Source organism: Acidovorax sp. 99 (assembly GCF_003096455.1).
In the GTDB taxonomy this organism is placed as follows: Bacteria; Pseudomonadota; Gammaproteobacteria; order Burkholderiales; family Burkholderiaceae_C; genus Acidovorax; species Acidovorax delafieldii.
In genome coordinates this window covers 109702-127041 of sequence record NZ_QEKU01000001.1, presented here as the reverse complement: position 1 = coordinate 127041, position 17340 = coordinate 109702, and the positions used below count along the sequence as shown (strand labels likewise).

The following is a 17340-nucleotide window of genomic DNA, read 5'->3' as shown; positions in this document are numbered from 1 at the left end:
ACAAGTCGCTTTTCGGGATGGGATGCAAGACGCGGGGCGCAGCCGATAGCCCGTGCTATCGGCAAGCGCCGTAACGCCGCAGACCGCCCGGCAAGGCACTTGCCCGAAGGGTTGGAGTGAAATCGGGCGATTGGACGCCCCGGCTGCTTGCATGGGCATGAGCCCATGCGGCGCATCCGAAGCATCCACTCATCCCGATTGCACTCCAATGCAACTCCAAAAAGACGCTGAACAGGTTCCCAGGCCAGCGGCGTGCTGCGCTACGACGCACCCAATCGCGGCAACATCCTCACCATGCTCAACCCCACGGCCACGCCCAGCGATGCGGTGTACCTGGAGCGCGGCTATGTGATGCTCTATTCCGCCTGGCAGGGCGATGTGCCCAAGAGCACCGCCGCGCGCCTGACGGTGACGGTGCCCGTGGCCAAGAACAAGCACGGCAGCAGCATCACCGGCCCCTACCGCGCCGAGCTGGTGCCCACCGCCGCCAGCCCCGCGATGACATTGACCGGCGGCGTGTTCCACGGCACCATGATTCTGTAGAACGTGTTCCCGGTATATCCGGGGTCGCGCAAGTCCCTTTTCGGGATGGGATGCAAGGCGCGGTGCGCAGTGGATAGCACCGCTATCCACAAGCGCCGCAACGCTGCAGACCGCCCGAAAAGGCACTTGCCCGAAGGGTTGGGGCGAAATCGGGCGATTGAACGCCCCGGCTGCTTGCATGGGCATAAGCCCATGCGGCGCACCCGGAGCATTCACTCATCCCGATTGCGCCGCAACGCGACCCCGGATATACCGGGAACACGTTCTTGCACCCGCCAGCCTGGACAACACCCAGCCCGGCTACTCGCTCACCCGCCGCGCCAATGAGACCGATGCACGCGTGCCCGTGCCTGCCAGCGACTGGAAGTTCGCTACCTGCGACACCGGCACCAACGCCTTCCCTGGCACACCCAGCCCCACCAGCGTGTGCCTGAAGGGCGGATTCGACCCAGCCTATCTGTACGAGCTGGTCTACGTTGCCAAAGACCCGAAGGTGATGGGCGTGGGCCTGGCTGCGCTGCGTGATACGGTCAGCTTCTTCCGCAGCAAGGCCGCCGATTCGAATGGCACGCCGAACCCCTTGGCTGGCCGCATCACCCACACGCTGGGGCAGGGCACCTCGCAGTCGGGCAACGCCATGAAGACCTTCCTGCACCTGGGCTTCAACCAGGCGCTGGATGGCGGCAAGGTGTTCGACGGCATGTACGCCCACGTCGCGGCGCGCCAGACCAACATCAACACCCGCTTTGCCGTGCCCGGCGGCGGTGGTGGCCTGCGCACCGACCACACCGCCTTCGGCCAGACGGCACCGCGCGGGCTGGACAAGGACTACATGGACGACATCAGCGGCCGCCAGGGCGGCGTGATGAAGCGCTGCGCCGCCACCAACACCTGCCCAAAGTTCTTCCTGGGCCTGTCGGGCACCGAGTTCTGGCAGCTGCAGGGCTCGCCCGTGCTGACCGACGCCACCGGCACCAAGGACCTGGTGCAGCCCGACAACGCACGCATCTACTACTACGCCAGCACCCAGCACGGCGGGGCAGGGGGCACGGGCAGCATTGCCTATGCGCCCACCCGCGCCACCTACCCCACGGGCACGGTGGTTCACTTCAACGACACCTTCCGTGCGCTGTTCCTCAACCTGGAAGACTGGGTGGTGCGCGGCATGCAACCGCCCGCCAGCCAGATGCCCAAGCTGGCGGACGGGACGCTGGTGCGGCCCGAGGCGCTGAGCTTTCCGGCCATGAAGGGGCTGACCTGGGCGGTGGGCGGCGTGCAGACGCCCATTCCGGACTTCAGCTATCGCGGCCTGTACAACAACTTCCCGCTGTTCGACTTTGGCCCGCAGTACATCCCGCAGGACGAGGCTGGCATTGCCACCGTGCTGCCCCCGCGCAATCTGGGCCGCGACTACGCCATCCTTGTGCCGCAGGTCGATGCCAGCACAGGCCTGACGCGTGCGGGCATCCGCAGCGTGGAAGCGCGTGCACCGCTGGGCACCAGCATTGAGTTCAACTACGTGGCCACGCCCGGCATTACCGATCTGGCCAACCTCACGGGCAGCTTTATCCCCTTCCACAAGACGCGTGCCGCGCGGCTGGCGGCGGGCGACGCACGGCCGTCGCTGGAGGAGCTGTATGGCACGCAGGATGGGTATGTGGCTGCGGTGACACAGGCCGCGAACGACCTGGTGGCCCAGCGCCTGCTGTTGCAGCGCGATGCGGACCTGCAGATTGCGCGTGCCAAGGCCGCTGCCGTGCTGCCCTGATGTGACGTGACGTGACTGCACGCACGGCCCCGTGCCGTGCTGTCCCCTGCAGGCCCCCAAACCCTCTCGCACGAGGGTTGGGGGCATTTTTTTAGCCAAAGTGGCCGGATGCGCTAGAGAAATATGCCTGAGCAGCTATCAAAAGCGTAGCGTTTTCTGGCCGTTCTGCCACCCTCACCACGGCACCCCCGCAAACCGGGCCACCAAAAAATCCAGCAGCGCCCGCACCGCAGGCGACAAGTGCCGGCGCGACGGGTACAGCGCATAGATCGTCATCACCGGCAAGTCCCAGCCCGGCAGCACGGCCTGCAGCTCTCCGCTGTGCAGGTAGGGGTTGACCAGATATGTCGGTTGCATTGCAATGCCGCCGCCCGCCAGCGCGGCGCGCATCAGCGTTGTGGCCTCGTTGGCGCTGAAATGGCCGCTCACGCCCACGCGCTCCACCACCTCGCCGCGCGTCAGCTGCCACACGCTTTTGCCAAAGTTGGCGTAGCTCAGGCACCGGTGCTGCCCCAGGTCGGCAGGTTGCTGCGGCACACCGTGCGCGGCCAGGTAGGCGGGCGATGCCACCAGTGCCGAGTCGCACCGCGCCAGAGGCCGGCCGATGAGCAGCGGGTCGGGCTCGGCGCTGATGCGGATGGCCAGGTCGATGCGCTTTTCCACCAGGTTCAGCGACCCCTCGCTCGCGTCCAGGTCGATCTTGAGCTGCGGGTGTTGCGCCAGAAAGTCCGCAATCGCCGCGCCCATCTGCGCAAACGCAAACGACACGCTGCAGGTCAGCCGCAGCTGCCCGCGCAATGCGCCCTCGGTGGTGGTGGCTGTTTCTTCTTCCAGGTCTTGCGTCAGCGCCAGCATCTGCTGGCAGCGGCGCAGCGCGTGTTCGCCCGCATCGGTCAGCGTCACGCTGCGGGTGGTGCGCTGCAGCAGGCGGGCCTGCAGCCACTGCTCCATCTCGCCCACGTAGCGCGTGACCATGGCCCGCGACATCTCCAGTTTGTCGGCCGTGGCGCTGAAGCTGCCGCTGGTGGCAACTTCGGCAAACACATGCATTGCGGTCAGGCGGTCCATAAGGGGTTATTTGATCGATTTGTGAAACAAATATGCGCGAATTATCGGGTTTATTGGATCGATTGGCGCAAATAAACTTCATTCCGTCATCTGCACAACCTCTCAAAACCCTGGAGAAACCACCATGTTCCGCACCACCCTCATCGCCGCCACCCTCGCCGTTGCCTTCACCGGCGCCCAGGCCGCCCAGCCGCTGCAGGTCAAGGTCTACAACGCCGACGGCAACAGCTTCAACGTCAACTCCACGCTGGTCTATGGCGAGAAGGAAGCCATGGTCATCGACGCCGGCTTTACCCGTGCCGACGCGCTGCGCATCGCCGCCAATGTGCTCGACACGGGCAAAGAGCTGAAAACCATCTACGTGAGCCAGGCCGACCCGGACTATTACTTTGGCGTCGAGACGCTGAAAGAAATCTTCCCCCAAGCCGACGTGGTGACCACGCCCGCCGTGCTGGAGAAGATCAACGCCAAGCTGGCTGGCAAGCTCGCCTTCTGGGGCCCCAAGATGGGCGCCAACGCACCGCGCACGCCCTTGCTGCCCAAGGCGATTGCTGGCAACACGCTGAGCGTGGACGGCCAGGCGGTCGAGATCCGTGGCACCACCGGCCTGCTGGCGCACCGCCCGTATGCGTGGATTCCGTCCATCAAGGCCGTGGTGGGCACCATCGGCGTGTTTGGCACCAACACCCATGTGTGGACGGCCGACACGCAAACGGTGGCCGAGCGCAGCGCCTGGGTGGCCCAGCTCGACGAAATGGCCGCCCTGCAGCCCACCGTGGTGGTGCCCGGCCACATGCCCGCCGGTGGCGCGCTGGATGCCGCCAACATCAGCTACACCAAGGGCTACCTGCAAGCGTTTGAGAAGAACGCCGCCGCCACCAAGACCAGCGCCGAACTCATCGACGCGATGAAGAAGGCCTACCCCGCAGCGCCCATGGGCTTGTCGCTGGACATCGGCGCCAAGGTGAACAAGGGCGAGATGAAGTGGTGAGATGACGTGCTGAAAGCTGTCAAAGCAAGTTGTTGAAAGGAACCAGACCGTGACCACGCACCCGCTCCAACAAGTCCTGCAGCACCTGCACGCCGGGCGCTGGAATGCGGCGCACGATCTGGTGCAGCACGACCGCTCCATGCTCGGCGCCTGGCTTCACGGCATCCTGCACCTGCAAGAGGGCGACCTGGAAGATGCCCAGAGCCTGTTTGCTATCTCCCAGGGGTCGCGCAGTGGTCTTTGCGGGATGGGTTGCAAGGCGCGGTGCGCAGCCAATAGCTCGGCTATTGGCAAGCGCCGCAACGCCGCAGACCACCCGCAAAGACCACTGCCCGAAGGGTTGGAGCGAAATCGGGCGATTGGACGCCCCGACTGCTTGCATGGGCAAGAGCCCATGCGGCGCATCCGAAGCATCCACTCATCCCGATTGCGCTCCAACGCGATCCCCTGCGAGATTGCAAACAGGCTCTGCCAACTGGTACGACCGCGCCGCCCGCCATTTCCGCAGCCGGGGCACGCTGGCCGAAGAAATTGCAGCGTTTGAAGCTGCGCTGGCCGCACACATGGCCCAACTTGCCCAGGCTGCGCCCCCAGGGGCACCAGCCGCCGCCACACCGCCTGATCCTGAACATTCTGAAGAGAGACCCTGATCCATGCCCTCCACGCCCACCGTCACCGTGACGTACCTGTTCGACCCCCTGTGCGGCTGGTGCTACGCCGCCGCACCCGTGCTGGCCCGCTTGCAAACCACGCCCGGCGTGCAGGTGGTGCTGGCGCCCACGGGCTTGTTTGCAGGCGCAGGCGCCCGGCCCATGGACGCGCAATTTGCCGCCTACGCATGGGCCAACGACCAGCGCATCGCGCAGCTCACCGGCCAGCCGTTCAGCCAGGCCTATCGCGATCAGGTGCTGGGCCAGCCGGCCGGGCGTTTTGACTCGGGCCCCGCCACGCTGGCCCTCACCGCCGTGGCGCAGACCGAGCCCGCGCGCGAGCTGGAGGCACTGCACTCCTTCCAACGCGCACGGTATGTGGACGGGCGCGACACCACGGCGCCCACCGTGCTGGCCGATGTGCTGAGCGCCCTGGGACTGCATGCAGCCGCAGAGTTGGTGCGCGAGCCCACCGATGCCCTGCGCGCCGCCATGCTGCAGCGCGTGGCCGCCGCCCGTGCCGACATGCAAGCCCTGGGAGCACAAGGCGTGCCACAACTGGCAGTCGGCGACGCCGCCACCGGCCGCCGCCGTGTGCTGGGCAGCCAGGCCCTGCACGGCAACTTCGACGCATTGCTGCAGCAGGTGGCCCAGGCCTGAGCGGCGCGGTTGGCACGGCGCGGCTCGGGCTGCACCGTTGCCCGCACTGCAAATTGCAGCCAGGCCAGCGCCATGTCTTCAAGCCCCGTGGTCCGCCACGGGCACCCACACCACGGTGTGGTTCGCGCACTCCACTTCGTCCGGCGGCTGCCACAGGTCGCTGGCCAGCTCAAAGATGTGCGGTGGCACCACCATCGAAAACGTTGCGCCCTGTTCAGCGTTGCGCCGCAACACACGCGCGCGCCGCACCTCGCGCGGTGCGTCCAGCACATACACCACCGTGGCATCGGCCCACGGCCCCATGCGGGCGTAAAACGCGTCGCGCTGGTGCTGCTGGATCAGGCCCACCTCCAGCACCACATCGCCACCCGCGTTCAGCACGGCCTCGGCCGTCTTCCAGATCTGCGCCAAGCAACGCAGCGTGCGGGGCACATACCAGGCCATGACGTCCGCCGCATCGGGCCGATCGGCCGAAAACAGCGTGGCCATCCAGTCGTCCAGGTTCAGCGGCACTGCGCGGTGCTGCTTCACCAATTGGCGGGCAAAGGTGGACTTGCCCGCACCCACCGGCCCGATGACCAGGTGGATGCGCGGGGAGGGGGCGGCGGCGCCTGCGGGGGCTGTGTGTGTGGAAGTGGCGTGCATAAAAAAGGGCTCCAGAAATGCAAAAAGCCCTCTCTGCAAGCAGGGAGAGCCTTCAATGCGATGGACCAAAAAGAAAAGCCCTCAACGGTGGTGGAGGGCTTTGCGGATCGCTTCCGATCCAAAGATCAAGAAGCAAGTGGGGCAGTGTAGGCGGCTGGCGGAGGTTGGGTCAACCTACGGGCTTGGGAGGCCCGGAGAATGCCGCGCCGCGCTCAGGGCGCTTTGGCTACAGCGATGTGCCGCTGAAAGAACGCCACCACCTGCGCATTGAACCCTTGGTGAAATGCAGCCCGGTCAAACCCCGGCGCATCGCGGCAGATATCGGGCGCCACTTCTGCCAGCGCGGGCGAGCAGGGCGCCAGAAAGGCATAGTGCCTTGCGTGGGCGGCCACCTGCCATTCGGGTGCGCGGGGCAAGCCATTGCGCACCACCTCTACGCTCTGGGGCGTGACGCCATCACCGCCCAGCGCCGAGGCCCACAGCTGCACGGGCGTGCTGACCTGCCCCAGCCCCTTGGCATCGAACACGCTCAGCGGGTCCACGATGACCGCCGCCCGGATGCGTGGGTCCGGTGCGGGCGTGGCGGGGACCTCATTGCGCCGAATCTCGCCGCAGAGGGGGCGCATGGACAGCGCCGGGCACAGGTCCGGGCGCAGCGTCCAGTCTGGCTTGGCACCGATGGCCACCAGCCCCGTGTAGCCGCCGCGCGAATAGCCAAAAAAGCCCACCTTGTCCGCGTCAAGCTGCGCGCGCTGGGGCCATGTGCCCAGCATGTAGTCCGTCAGTCGCCGCATGTCCACCGGCCGCGTGGCAAAGGCCGACAGGTGGCCCTGGCGGCTCATGTCCTGGAAGTTGTCGCCCGGGTGGTTGATGGCGGCTACCACATAGCCCGCATCGGCCAGCGTGGCCGCCGTGTCGTGGTGCCCCAAGGCCGAGCCACCCGCGCCGTGCGACACCACCACCAGCGGCAGGCCTTGCCCGGCAATGGGGCAGTCGCGCGTGCCTTGCAGCACCAGCGGCGCCAGGTCGATGCGACCCGGTGGCGTGCTGCAGGGCGACCACACCGCACCGCGCAGCGCGGGGCCGTCCTTGTCCGCAGGCACCTCGATGAAGGCAAAGCCTGCTGCCTGGGCCACGGTCGCGGCGCAGCCAAGCGCTGCGGCCAATAGCCAGCGCATGCGGAGACCGATGCGTGAAGGAGAGCTGGAACGAAGGCGAAGCAGCGATGAAAAGGTCATGGTGATGTGCTGGCGCGGTGGAAAATCACAGGGGCTTTGCCCACCGAGTTTGCCGCAGCTTGCGCGCCAGGACTTCACCCATCTTGCATCGAGCGCTGGCCGTCGGAGTAATGGCCGCCACATGCTGCCGCGCAGCGGGGCAGCCAACGCCCGTGCCAGCCGTTTGCGTCAACCTTCAACGCACAGGCGCCAGCGCCCACCGGTCCTTCGACGCCTTCACCAGAAAATCAATCACCGCCTTCACCCTGGCCGCATTGCGCCGGCCCGGTGATGACACCGCGTACAGCGTGTGCACGGTGCGGGACGCAAAAGGCGCCAGCACCTCCACCAACCGGCCTTGCGCCACATCGGCCGCCGCGAGCGGGCTAGACAGCATGCCGATGCCCGCGCCACTCACCAGCGCGTGGTGCACCAGGGCCGAACTGCTGGCGGCCAGGCGCGAGCGCACGGTTACCTCCAGCGGCTTGCCTTGTGCGTTGCCTTTTGGATTGTGAAAAGCCCAGGTCACCGCAGGCCCCTGCGCGGTGTGCGTGACGGTGTGGTGCTGCTGCAGCTCGCTAGGCTCGGCGGGCGTGCCGTGCTGTTCCAAATATCCAGGGGCCGCGTACAGGCGCCGCTCAAACCGCCCCAGCGCGCGCGCCACCACCAGGTCGCTGTGGCCCACGGTGGTGCGCAGCGCCACGTCGATGCCCTCCGTCACCAGGTCGGCCACACGGTCATCGGCCAACAGCTCCACCCGCAGCGCGGGGTAGCGCGCGTGCAGGTCCGCCAGGTGGGGCAGCACCAGCGCCTCGCAAATCTCCTGGCTGGAGGCCAGGCGCAGGGTGCCCGCCACGCGGCTGCGCTGGTCCGACAGCGAAGCCCCAATGTCCTCCAGCTGCGCCAGCAAGGCACGCGCTTCCTGCGCCAGCTCTGCGCCCTCGGGCGTGGCCGACAGGCCATGCGTGGACCGGCGCAGCAAGCGCACGCCGTAGCCGGCCTCCAGCCGGTCCACACCTCGCGCCACCACCGACACCGCCACATCCATTTCACGCGCCGCTGCAGAAAACGAGCGCAGGTCGAGCGACCGCACCAGCCACCGCAGGTCGGCCGGATCGGGGAGGAAGAAAGCGTTTTTCATCAAGCGCGCCTTTGCGTGCGGAGCAAAAGCCATTATCGCCACGGGCGGTTTCCTTGGCGGGGCGCGATTTCTACAGTGAAGGCTCGTTCAACCCAATGCTTTCAACAGGAGCCCTCCATGCCCATCCTCAACGTCAAAGTGTCTGCCCAACGCACGCCCGAGCTGTCTGCCCGCATTGCAGAAACGCTGCTCGACCTGACCACCCGCGTGCTCGGCAAGCGGCGCGACCTCACCGCCGTGGTCATCACCTTTGTGGACCCGGCCGACTGGTACGTCGCCGGCCGGTCGCTGGCCGACCTGAAGCAGTCGAGCTTCTACTTCGACGTCAAGGTGGTGGACGAGACCAACACCAAGGCCGAAAAGGCGCGCTACATCGCCGAGGCGTTCGCAGCCTTCGAAGGCCTGCTGGGCGCGCTGCACCCCGAAAGCTATGTCTACGTGCAGGACGTGCGCGCCACCGCCTACGGCTTTGGCGGCCGCACGCAGGAATACCGCCACCAGCACCCCTAGCAATAAGCAGGCAAGCAATTAATCAAGCCATCAACCAATAGCTACTTACCCAGGAGCACCGACATGACAATGACGACAACGAACAACCACCTTGCCGAAGTGATCGTGGCCCAGACGCTGGAGCGCGCAGGCCTGGCGGACTGGATCCCTGAAGGCGAAGGCAAGTGGTCCCTGCCCATTCAGTTCCTGCCCGACGACGCTGGGTGGGTAGAGCTGATGCGCCTGTCGCCCGGCACGCGGCTGGGCCTGCACCGGCACACGGGCGAAGTGCACGCCCTGACGCTGGCGGGCGAGCGCCGCCTGAACGATGGCCGCGTGGTGCGGCCGGGCGACTACATCCACGAGCCTGCTGGCAATGTGGACTGGTGGGAGGCGACGGGCACCGAAACGCTGCTGGTGCATGTGATGGTGAAGGGCAGCGTGGAATACCTGGGGTCGCATCACACAGTGCTGCAGCGGATCACCACGGCGGATCGGCGGGCGGACTACCACCGGTGGTGCGAAGCTGTGGGCGTGTCGGCGCGTGATCTCTGCTAGCCCGGCCAGTCGAGGCACTCTATGCAGCGGAGGCAAGCACATTCCCCGCAGAAATATGAGTGAAAAAGGCTGGAGTGCTTATTGGTAAAGCGCTGATAGCTATTAAATGCAGAGCAAACTTTCCAGGCCCTCAGTCGCTTCCTGGTGGTGGGCGGAGGCGGCAAGCGGGAGTTAGAGGACATGGCACTGGTGCACCTCGGCTGGCGCTTTGACGGCATGGACCCCAGCTAGCCCATGGTGGACTTGGCGACGCAGCGGCTGCAAAGCGCTCGTGTGTCAGACAGTGTGGCCTGCATCAAGGCAATCTGTAGAGCGCACCGGCCTGGCCGTTTGACGGCGCTACGTGTTTGCTGAATTTTCTGACGAAAAATTAGCTGCGCCGGGATATTTTTGAGTAGCGGTCGCTCGACGTTGATTAATTAGCGCGGCCAGATCGAGCATATCGCTTCACCCAAAATTTTGCTACGTACCGATATGGCCTGTTCGTCCCACTCTTTGCAATTCGAAAAGTAGCGATTCAATCTGAGTATCGAATTTCGGTATTCATCGAGTTTTATCGTGAATGCTTGGTTGCTCCCTGCGGGGTTGAGGTGTCTATTGACCAGGGACAGGTTTCCAAGCATGTGAATCGCGCTATTTCGCTGTCTGATCGATTCTTCAAAATATTTAAACTCAAGGTATTTCTCGTCAGTGGCGTAATACGGATATCTGCCAATAAGCTCAGGGATCGCCTTGCCTTGCAACGACCAGTGTGTCCACCAAGTCTGCGGTAGCACGTGTTCGATCTGGAGATTTGGCTCTATCTCCATTTTTTCTGTTTTTTTGTTCCTTTGACTTAACTCTAGGCGCTCCAAAATTAATCGTAAGGCAGAGGTGCTCAAAACGTTATACACAGGTTTGCTAATCGCGTGCTCTACTACCTCCTGGTCGGTCGGCCAGCGCCGCGTTCCTCCTCCGCCCGAGAGTAATTTTGTGCGTAGTGCGGGAGCCACATCGTCTCCGCGCTTCCCCAGCAAATTGCCCACGATCTCAACGAAGAACTTGTTGTATTCGCGATTCTCATCGTTCAAGAACACGCGTCGTGCGATGAAGGACTCCACCATCGCTAGGCATTTGGACAGTTGTTGGTCATCGAGCCCGGCTTCTAGCTCTAGGAACATTACCAGAGGTAATGCAGTCGATACATCAAAGTCCGCGAAGATTCTGCGTAGGTCTGTGGAAGGCAACGTTGAAGTAGGCGACGACTCATACCTCGCATATACGTCTCCGTGTTTCACAAAATCAGCTAGCTCGTCACGAACACTAGCGTATCGAGGGGGCTTTGATGAGATCCACTGCCGGTACTCCTCATTGACACGGCGCGCGTCAATAAGTTGTCCAGTTTTGGCAATCAAAAAATATCGGAGACCGAGATCTAAACGCGAATAACTCCGGCCAGCGCGCTTCACTTCCAGGCTCCAAAATGGAGTCTCGAACTTACTCCAGTATTCGTCAAATATTTGGTCCCGATTCTGTTTTTCCTTCTCTGCGCGCATAAAAATCAGGCTTCGGAGAAGATCAGATTGCGAAAGTGGACGGCCTTGGGAATTAAGCGAGTAGAAAATTTCCTGCGAATCATCACCATCCGACAAAGTGATCTCCACGACCGAAAAATCCTCCTGCACGGCCTGAAGGAGGTTGAATGCCACAGTCTCTGCATCGCTCGCAGCAGTCAACACAGTGGTGTCGATCCACGAAGAAATTTGATTGTGAAAATAGAGATAGGCTTCAACGAGATTGCTGCGCGGTTCCGGCTTTCGCTTTCGCCCAATAAATACTAGCGGGTGACGCTTAGCGACTTCAGCTTTGCTCCCCGAAGTGAGAACACTTTTATAAATTTCGCGGTTGAGGGTAGTCGGCCACAGTTTGAATACCTCCTCCTCCGGTCTATCCATAACATCGGGATCCGCGTTTTCGAGGTAGCGCGTGAGCGGCTTGTCAATGCTTTTCCAGTCGAGCTGGCGCGCGAGATCGCGAAACGCGCAAAGGAGTAGCTGGAGGGTAGTCAGGCGCTGTTGGCCGTCAATGACCAAGAAACGCTTGACCTCACGGGGCGAGGTGGGCTTAACCCCTTCAATAATTAACGCTCCGAGATAGTGAGGACTAGTCTCTTTTTTGGCGATACGAAGAGCTGCCTTTTCTGCTACGTCTTCCCATAAAGTCTCCCACTGAGGCGACTGCTGCCAGACATAGAGCCTCTGGAACATTGGAACTACATAGCGGAGCTGGGAATTAAATAGCTCGCTGATGCTTCGCGGATTTGCTTGCATTCTGTCCTCCTCCTTTATGTCAATGGTACCCGAGCGATTTCGGCACAAACTGCATGAGCCGTCATGCCGGTCTGGGCTGACGGCCAATCAGTTGGGTCGGAGGATATGCGGCGCCATATCAAAGCGTATGGGTCCGTTGAACCTGAGCTTGAGCCGGCCAAATTCCAGGATAGGCCTGCTTATTTCGGCTTGTTTTAGGTCAAAGTTCAGTCTTGCCCGGCCAAAGTAGACCGCATAGCATCCCTGTCAAGCACCCACCCCATGAGGTGCTGCATACGAAAACGACAGGAGACAAGCCTTGCCATCCACCCGCTGGAGTCACTGCGGCACCGAAGACCTGAGCGTCTTGCAGACCATCTTCTGGTCCGCTGGCGCGTCGCGCAATGCGCTGGCGCAACGCCTCGCGTATTCCAAGAGCAAGGCCAACGCCATGGTGGCGGCGTTGTTAGATGAAGGCTTGCTCGACGAGGTGGGCCTGCAGGAATCCTCTGGCGGCCGCCGTGCCGAAACCCTTCGACTGAGCGAAACCCTGGGCGTGGTGATTGGCGCCGACCTGGGTGCGACCAGCATGCAGATAGCGGTGATGCGGCCCGACATGACGGTGCTGGCGCGGCACCGCGAGCCGATTGATGTGCGCCATGGGCCGGGCGTGATCCTGGCGCGGGTGCGGGGGCTGATGCGGGAGCTGCTGGCGCGCTGCGGGCTGGCCCCCAACCAGGTGATCGCCATTGGCATGGGCGTGCCGGGGCCGGTGGATTTTGAAAGCGGGCAGCTCGTCAACCCGCCGCTGATGCCCGACTGGGACGGCTTTTCCATCCGCGACTACCTGCGCGAGGCGTTTGCCGCGCCGGTGTTTGTGGACAACGACGTGAACCTGATGGCGCTGGGCGAGATGTACCGGCTGCAGCGCAATCTGCCCAACTTCCTCGTGATCAAGGTGGGCACGGGCATTGGCTGCGGCATCGTGTGCCATGGGCAGGTGTACCGGGGCGCCAATGGCTCGGCGGGCGATGTGGGCCACATCTGTGTGGACCAGCATGGCCCGCGCTGCCACTGCGGCAACCAGGGCTGTGTGGAGGCGATGGCCGCAGCGCCCGCCATGGCGCGCATGGCCACCGAGGCCGCGCAGCGCGGCGAGAGCGCGCTGCTGGCCGAGCGGCTGCAAAGCACGGGCACGCTGACCATTGAAGACGTGGCCCAGGCCAGCCGCACGGGCGATGTGGCGGCCAACGCCATCATCCAGCGCGCGGGCAGCCTGGTGGGGCAGATGCTGGCGTCCATCGTCAACTTCTTCAACCCGTCGCATGTGTTCATTGCAGGGCGGGTGACGGACATGGGGCCGCTGTTCCTCGCGTCGGTGCGGCAAAGCGTGTACCACCGCTCGCTGGCGCTATCGACGCGACACCTGGAGATTCAATATGCGCCGCTGGCCGACGATGCCGGTGTGGTGGGCGCGGGCGTGCTGGCGATGCAGGAGAGCCTGTCGCGCGCGGGCTCGGTGGTGAGCGCCGGTGCGGGTGCGGGGGTGGCGCGATGAGCGTGGCCGTCGAGTTCCGCAATGTGACCAAGGAGTTTGGCCCGGTGCGCGTGCTGCACGGCGTGGGCTTTGCGCTGCAGCCGGGCCGCGTATACGGCCTGCTGGGCGAGAACGGCGCGGGCAAGTCCACGCTGATGAAGATTCTGGCCGGGTACGAGAGCCCCACCACCGGCGAGGTGGTGGTGGACGGCGCGGTGCGCGCCCCGGGCGGCGGCTCGCGCGCGGCGGAGGCGCAGGGCATCGTGCTGATCCACCAGGAGTTCAACCTGGCGGACGATCTGACGATTGCGCAGAACATCTTCCTGGGGCATGAGATCCGCAAGGGGCTTTTCCTTGACGACAAGGCGATGCGCGAGAAGACGCGCGAGGCGCTTGCCAAAGTGGGCTTGCCGCTGGACCCGGACACGCGGGTGCGCAAGCTCATCGTGGCCGAAAAGCAGCTGGTGGAGATTGCCCGCGCGCTGGCCCGCAATGCGCGCCTGCTCATCATGGACGAGCCCACCGCCACGCTGACCCCGGGCGAGACGGAGCGCCTGTTCGCGCTGATGGCCGGGCTCAAGGCCGCGGGCGTGACCATCATCTACATATCGCACAAGCTCGACGAAGTGGAGCGCACCACCGATGAGGTGGTGGTGATGCGCGACGGCCTGCTGGTGGCGCGCGAGGCCACGGCCAGCGTGACGCGGCGGCAGATGGCCAACCTGATGGTGGGCCGCGAGCTGGCGGATTTGTTCCCGCCCAAGCTGCCTGCGCCGGAGGGTGGCGCACCGGCCATCAAGGTGCGCGGCCTCACGGTGCCTGGGTGGGCCGAGGACATTGGCTTTGAAGTGCGGCGCGGCGAGATTCTGGGCTTTGCCGGGCTGGTGGGCGCAGGGCGCACGGAGCTGTTTGAAGGCCTGCTGGGCCTGCGTCCGCGTACGGCGGGCACGGTGGAGATAGCGGGCCAGCACGTGCAGCTGAAAAGCCCGCGCGATGCGGCGCGCCACGGCTTGACCTATCTGAGTGAAGACCGCAAGGGCAAGGGCCTGCATGTGCACTTTGGCCTGCGGCCCAATCTGACGCTGATGGCGCTGGAGCGCTATGCCAAGCCCTGGCTCGACCCCGCGGCCGAGCAGGCCGCGCTGCGCGATGCGGTGCAGGAGTTCGGCATCCGCACCGGCTCGCTGGAGGTGCGTGCGTCATCGCTGTCGGGCGGCAACCAGCAGAAGCTGGCGCTGGCCAAGGTGCTGCACCCCGGCCCCAGCGTGGTGGTGCTCGACGAGCCCACGCGCGGCGTGGACGTGGGCGCCAAGCGCGAGGTCTATCACCTGGTGCAGCGCCTGGCAGCGCAGGGGCTGGCGGTGGTCGTGATTTCGTCCGAACTGATGGAGCTGATCGGCCTGTGCCACCGCGTGGCGGTGATGCGCGCCGGGCGGCTGCAGACCACGCTACAAGCGCCGCATTTGACCGAAGAGGAGTTGATCGCCCATGCCACAGGCACCCGTTAACGTACCGGCGGAAAACGCCGCAGCCCCGCAGGCAGGCGGCAGCCGCCATGCCGCAGCCACTGCGGCGGGAGCCACCGGTGTCAGCGCCTGGTGGGGCAAGCTGCACGGCCTGGGCCCGGTCATCGGCCTGGTGCTGCTGTGCATTGCGGGCACGCTGCTCAACAGCAACTTCGCCACCTACGACAACGTGATGAACGTGCTCACGCGCACGGCCTTCATTGGCATCATCGCGGTGGGCATGTGCTTTGTGATCATCTCAGGCGGCATCGACCTGTCGGTGGGGTCGATGGCGGCGCTGATCGCGGGCTCGGTCATCCTGTTCATGAACGCGATGGCACCCGTGCTGGGCTCGCCCATGGCGGCCGTGGTGGTGGGCATGCTGCTGGCGGTGGTGCTGGGCGCGGTGTTCGGGCTGGTGCACGGCCTCTTGATCACCAAGGGCCGCATCGAGCCTTTCATCGTGACGCTGGGCACGCTGGGCATCTTCCGCGCGTACCTCACGTATTTTTCGAACGGCGGCGCTATCACGCTGGAGAACGACCTGTCGGACATCTACAGCCCGGTGTACTACGCCAACCTGCTGGGCGTGCCGATTCCGGTGTGGGTCTTTCTGCTGGCCGCCATCGTGGGCGGCGTCATCCTGAACCGCACGGCCTACGGCCGCTATGTGCAGGCCATCGGCTCCAACGAGCAGGTGGCGCAGTACGCGGCGGTGGACGTGCACAAGATCAAGATCCTCACGTACATGCTGCTCGGGGTGTGCGTGGGCATTGCCACGCTGCTCTACGTGCCGCGCCTGGGCTCCGCATCGCCCACCACGGGCCTGCTGTGGGAGCTGGAGGCGATTGCCGCCGTCATTGTGGGCGGCACGGTGTTGAAGGGCGGGGCGGGCAGCATCACCGGCACGGTGGTGGGCGCGATCCTGCTGTCGGTCATCAGCAACATCCTCAACCTCACCAGCATCATCAGCGTGTACCTGAACGCGGCGGTCCAGGGCTTCGTGATCATTGCGGTTGCCTTCATGCAGAGGGGCAAGCGGTGATGGAGTGGCTGGAACAACTCTCCTGGCGTTGTTGCTGTGTCTTGCCGTGCTATTCGCACTGTCTGCGACACAGCGCCTAGCCAGGACCGCTTCGCTGAGTTTTCCAGCCACTCTTTGCGTGCATTTGTTTTTCAAGGTGTTCCCCAGCCGGCCAGCTTCTATGGCCATATTCCAAAGCAACAGGAGACAACGCATGAACAGCCAACTTTCTTCTTTCACCCGCCGCCTGGCCCTATCGGCCGTGGGCGCCGCTGCCTTCGCATTGGCCGCCCCCGCCGTGGCGCAGGCCAACAAGACGGTGGTGGGCGTGGCCATTCCGTCGGCCACGCACGGCTTCACGGGTGGCATCGTGTACTGGGCCAACCAGGCCAAGAAGGACCTGGAGAAGGCCCACCCCGGCCTGCAGGTGATCGTGAAGACCGCAGGCGGCGCGCCCGAACAGGCCAACCAGTTGCAGGATCTGGTCACGGTGAACAAGATCAACGCCCTGGTCATCTTCCCGTTCGAATCGGCGGCGCTGACCAAGCCCGTGGCCCAGGTCAAGGCCAAGGGCGTGTACGTGACGGTGGTGGACCGGGGCCTGACCGACACCAGCGCGCAGGACGCGTATGTGGCCGGTGACAACACGGCGTTTGGCAAGATTCCGGCCGAGTACATCGCCAAGGCGCTGGGCGGCAAGGGCAACGTGGTGGCCATGCGCGGCATTGCGACCACGCTGGACAACGAGCGCATGGATGCGTTCAACAGCGTGCTGAAGAACCACCCCGGCATCAAGCTGCTGGACGCCAAGTACGCCAACTGGAACCGCGACGACGCCTTCAAGGTGATGCAGGACTACCTGACCCGCTTCCCGCAGATCGACGCGGTGTGGGCCGCCGACGACGACATGGCCGTGGGCGTGCTCAAGGCCATCGAGCAGGCCAAGCGCAAGGACATCAAGCTGGTGTTTGGCGGCGCGGGTGCCAAGGGCATGATCAAGACGCTGATGGACGGCAGCAACCCTCTCATCCAGGCCAACGTGTCGTACAGCCCCAAGTTCATCTACGACTCGATCAAGCTCACGGCCGAGGCGCGCATCAAGGGCGAGAAGCTGCCCGCCAACACCATCATTCCGTCGGTGCTGATCACCAAGGAAACGGCGAAGGACTTCTACTTCCCCGACTCGCCGTTCTGATGGTGTTTTGAATCAAATAGGCCTGTAGCTCCTATTCATCAAGCGCAAGCAGCTATAAAAA

Annotated in this window: 15 protein-coding genes and 2 pseudogenes; 11 read left to right on the top strand and 6 right to left on the bottom strand. The window is 64.3% G+C overall.

The genetic code is table 11. From position 1 onward, the window contains the following. Positions 1–237: 237 nt before the first annotated feature. Both C8C95_RS00645 and C8C95_RS00635 read left to right on the top strand, forming a co-directional pair. Positions 238–537, top strand: a pseudogene (locus tag C8C95_RS00645) (hypothetical protein); the annotation flags it as partial. Positions 538–814: 277 nt separating this feature from the next. Next, positions 815–2311 (top strand): annotated as a pseudogene (locus C8C95_RS00635) (alpha/beta hydrolase domain-containing protein); the annotation flags it as partial. 174 nt (positions 2312–2485) lie between these two features. Here C8C95_RS00635 and C8C95_RS00630 read toward each other — a convergent pair. Continuing rightward, the gene (locus C8C95_RS00630) at positions 2486–3379 is read right to left on the bottom strand and encodes a LysR family transcriptional regulator (protein ID WP_116747299.1); all 894 of its coding nucleotides are present in this window, start codon (positions 3377–3379) and stop codon (positions 2486–2488) included. A gap of 124 nt (positions 3380–3503) precedes the next feature. Between C8C95_RS00630 and C8C95_RS00625 the strand changes: the two genes are divergently transcribed. Beyond that, complete coding sequence (locus tag C8C95_RS00625) at positions 3504–4370, top strand: MBL fold metallo-hydrolase (RefSeq protein WP_116747298.1); 867 nt, start codon at positions 3504–3506, stop codon at positions 4368–4370. Between the two features lie 19 nt (positions 4371–4389). On the opposite strand, the gene C8C95_RS23610 is transcribed toward C8C95_RS00625, so the two are convergent. Next, positions 4390–4752 carry a hypothetical protein gene (locus tag C8C95_RS23610; protein ID WP_165836498.1) on the bottom strand — a complete coding sequence of 121 codons (363 nt, stop codon included), beginning with the start codon at positions 4750–4752 and terminating at the stop codon, positions 4390–4392. A gap of 73 nt (positions 4753–4825) precedes the next feature. On the opposite strand from C8C95_RS23610, the gene C8C95_RS00615 reads away from it, so the two are divergent. Beyond that, positions 4826–5020 (top strand): hypothetical protein, encoded by a 195-nt coding sequence (locus C8C95_RS00615; protein ID WP_116747297.1) that lies wholly within the window; start codon positions 4826–4828, stop codon positions 5018–5020. A 3-nt stretch (positions 5021–5023) separates the two neighbouring features. Beyond that, positions 5024–5680, top strand: a complete 657-nt coding sequence (locus tag C8C95_RS00610) for a DsbA family protein (protein ID WP_116747296.1) — start codon at positions 5024–5026, stop codon at positions 5678–5680. Between the two features lie 78 nt (positions 5681–5758). Here C8C95_RS00610 and C8C95_RS00605 read toward each other — a convergent pair whose 3' ends face one another. The 3 genes from C8C95_RS00605 to C8C95_RS00595 all read right to left on the bottom strand — a co-directional run bounded on the left by C8C95_RS00605 (position 5759) and on the right by C8C95_RS00595 (position 8683). Beyond that, a complete protein-coding gene (locus C8C95_RS00605) occupies positions 5759–6325 on the bottom strand; it encodes an ATP-binding protein (protein WP_243415603.1) in 567 nt (188 codons plus the stop codon). 212 nt (positions 6326–6537) lie between these two features. After that, positions 6538–7503 carry an alpha/beta hydrolase gene (locus C8C95_RS00600; protein WP_116747294.1) on the bottom strand — a complete coding sequence of 322 codons (966 nt, stop codon included), beginning with the start codon at positions 7501–7503 and terminating at the stop codon, positions 6538–6540. A 235-nt stretch (positions 7504–7738) separates the two neighbouring features. After that, on the bottom strand, positions 7739–8683 hold the full coding sequence (locus C8C95_RS00595) for a LysR family transcriptional regulator (RefSeq protein WP_116750083.1): 945 nt from the start codon (positions 8681–8683) through the stop codon (positions 7739–7741). Positions 8684–8800: 117 nt separating this feature from the next. Here C8C95_RS00595 and C8C95_RS00590 point away from each other — a divergent pair, with 117 nt between their 5' ends. Together C8C95_RS00590 and C8C95_RS00585 are read left to right on the top strand one after the other, a co-directional pair. Then, positions 8801–9193, top strand: coding sequence for a 4-oxalocrotonate tautomerase family protein (locus C8C95_RS00590; protein WP_116747293.1), 393 nt, complete (start codon positions 8801–8803; stop codon positions 9191–9193). A gap of 63 nt (positions 9194–9256) precedes the next feature. Further along, on the top strand, positions 9257–9730 hold the full coding sequence (locus tag C8C95_RS00585) for a cupin domain-containing protein (protein ID WP_116747292.1): 474 nt from the start codon (positions 9257–9259) through the stop codon (positions 9728–9730). A gap of 419 nt (positions 9731–10149) precedes the next feature. Here C8C95_RS00585 and C8C95_RS00580 read toward each other — a convergent pair whose 3' ends face one another. Then, positions 10150–12039, bottom strand: coding sequence for a DUF262 domain-containing protein (locus C8C95_RS00580; protein WP_116747291.1), 1890 nt, complete (start codon positions 12037–12039; stop codon positions 10150–10152). A 337-nt stretch (positions 12040–12376) separates the two neighbouring features. Between C8C95_RS00580 and C8C95_RS00575 the strand changes: the two genes are divergently transcribed. From C8C95_RS00575 to C8C95_RS00560, 4 genes are all read left to right on the top strand, one after another. After that, positions 12377–13576, top strand: a complete 1200-nt coding sequence (locus C8C95_RS00575; protein WP_116750082.1) for an ROK family transcriptional regulator — start codon at positions 12377–12379, stop codon at positions 13574–13576. Further along, entirely contained in the window at positions 13573–15063 is a 1491-nt protein-coding gene (locus C8C95_RS00570) for a sugar ABC transporter ATP-binding protein (RefSeq protein WP_116747290.1), read from the top strand. The genes C8C95_RS00575 and C8C95_RS00570 overlap by 4 nt, the downstream gene beginning before the upstream one ends. After that, positions 15044–16105, top strand: coding sequence for an ABC transporter permease (locus C8C95_RS00565; RefSeq protein ID WP_207780550.1), 1062 nt, complete (start codon positions 15044–15046; stop codon positions 16103–16105). The genes C8C95_RS00570 and C8C95_RS00565 overlap by 20 nt, the downstream gene beginning before the upstream one ends. 193 nt (positions 16106–16298) lie before the next feature. After that, positions 16299–17279, top strand: coding sequence for a substrate-binding domain-containing protein (locus C8C95_RS00560; protein WP_116747289.1), 981 nt, complete (start codon positions 16299–16301; stop codon positions 17277–17279). Positions 17280–17340: the final 61 nt, after the last annotated feature.

Coding starts and splice junctions, on each gene's coding strand:
- C8C95_RS00595 (WP_116750083.1), bottom strand. CDS start 8,683: ATGAAAAACGCTTTCTTCCTCCCCGATCCGGCCGACCTGCGGTGGCTG.
- C8C95_RS00625 (WP_116747298.1), top strand. CDS start 3,504: ATGTTCCGCACCACCCTCATCGCCGCCACCCTCGCCGTTGCCTTCACC.
- C8C95_RS00570 (WP_116747290.1), top strand. CDS start 13,573: ATGAGCGTGGCCGTCGAGTTCCGCAATGTGACCAAGGAGTTTGGCCCG.
- C8C95_RS00585 (WP_116747292.1), top strand. CDS start 9,257: ATGACAATGACGACAACGAACAACCACCTTGCCGAAGTGATCGTGGCC.
- C8C95_RS00580 (WP_116747291.1), bottom strand. CDS start 12,039: ATGCAAGCAAATCCGCGAAGCATCAGCGAGCTATTTAATTCCCAGCTC.
- C8C95_RS00630 (WP_116747299.1), bottom strand. CDS start 3,379: ATGGACCGCCTGACCGCAATGCATGTGTTTGCCGAAGTTGCCACCAGC.
- C8C95_RS00605 (WP_243415603.1), bottom strand. CDS start 6,325: ATGCACGCCACTTCCACACACACAGCCCCCGCAGGCGCCGCCGCCCCC.
- C8C95_RS00600 (WP_116747294.1), bottom strand. CDS start 7,503: ATGCGCTGGCTATTGGCCGCAGCGCTTGGCTGCGCCGCGACCGTGGCC.
- C8C95_RS00565 (WP_207780550.1), top strand. CDS start 15,044: ATGCCACAGGCACCCGTTAACGTACCGGCGGAAAACGCCGCAGCCCCG.
- C8C95_RS00610 (WP_116747296.1), top strand. CDS start 5,024: ATGCCCTCCACGCCCACCGTCACCGTGACGTACCTGTTCGACCCCCTG.
- C8C95_RS00560 (WP_116747289.1), top strand. CDS start 16,299: ATGAACAGCCAACTTTCTTCTTTCACCCGCCGCCTGGCCCTATCGGCC.
- C8C95_RS23610 (WP_165836498.1), bottom strand. CDS start 4,752: ATGCAAGCAGTCGGGGCGTCCAATCGCCCGATTTCGCTCCAACCCTTC.
- C8C95_RS00590 (WP_116747293.1), top strand. CDS start 8,801: ATGCCCATCCTCAACGTCAAAGTGTCTGCCCAACGCACGCCCGAGCTG.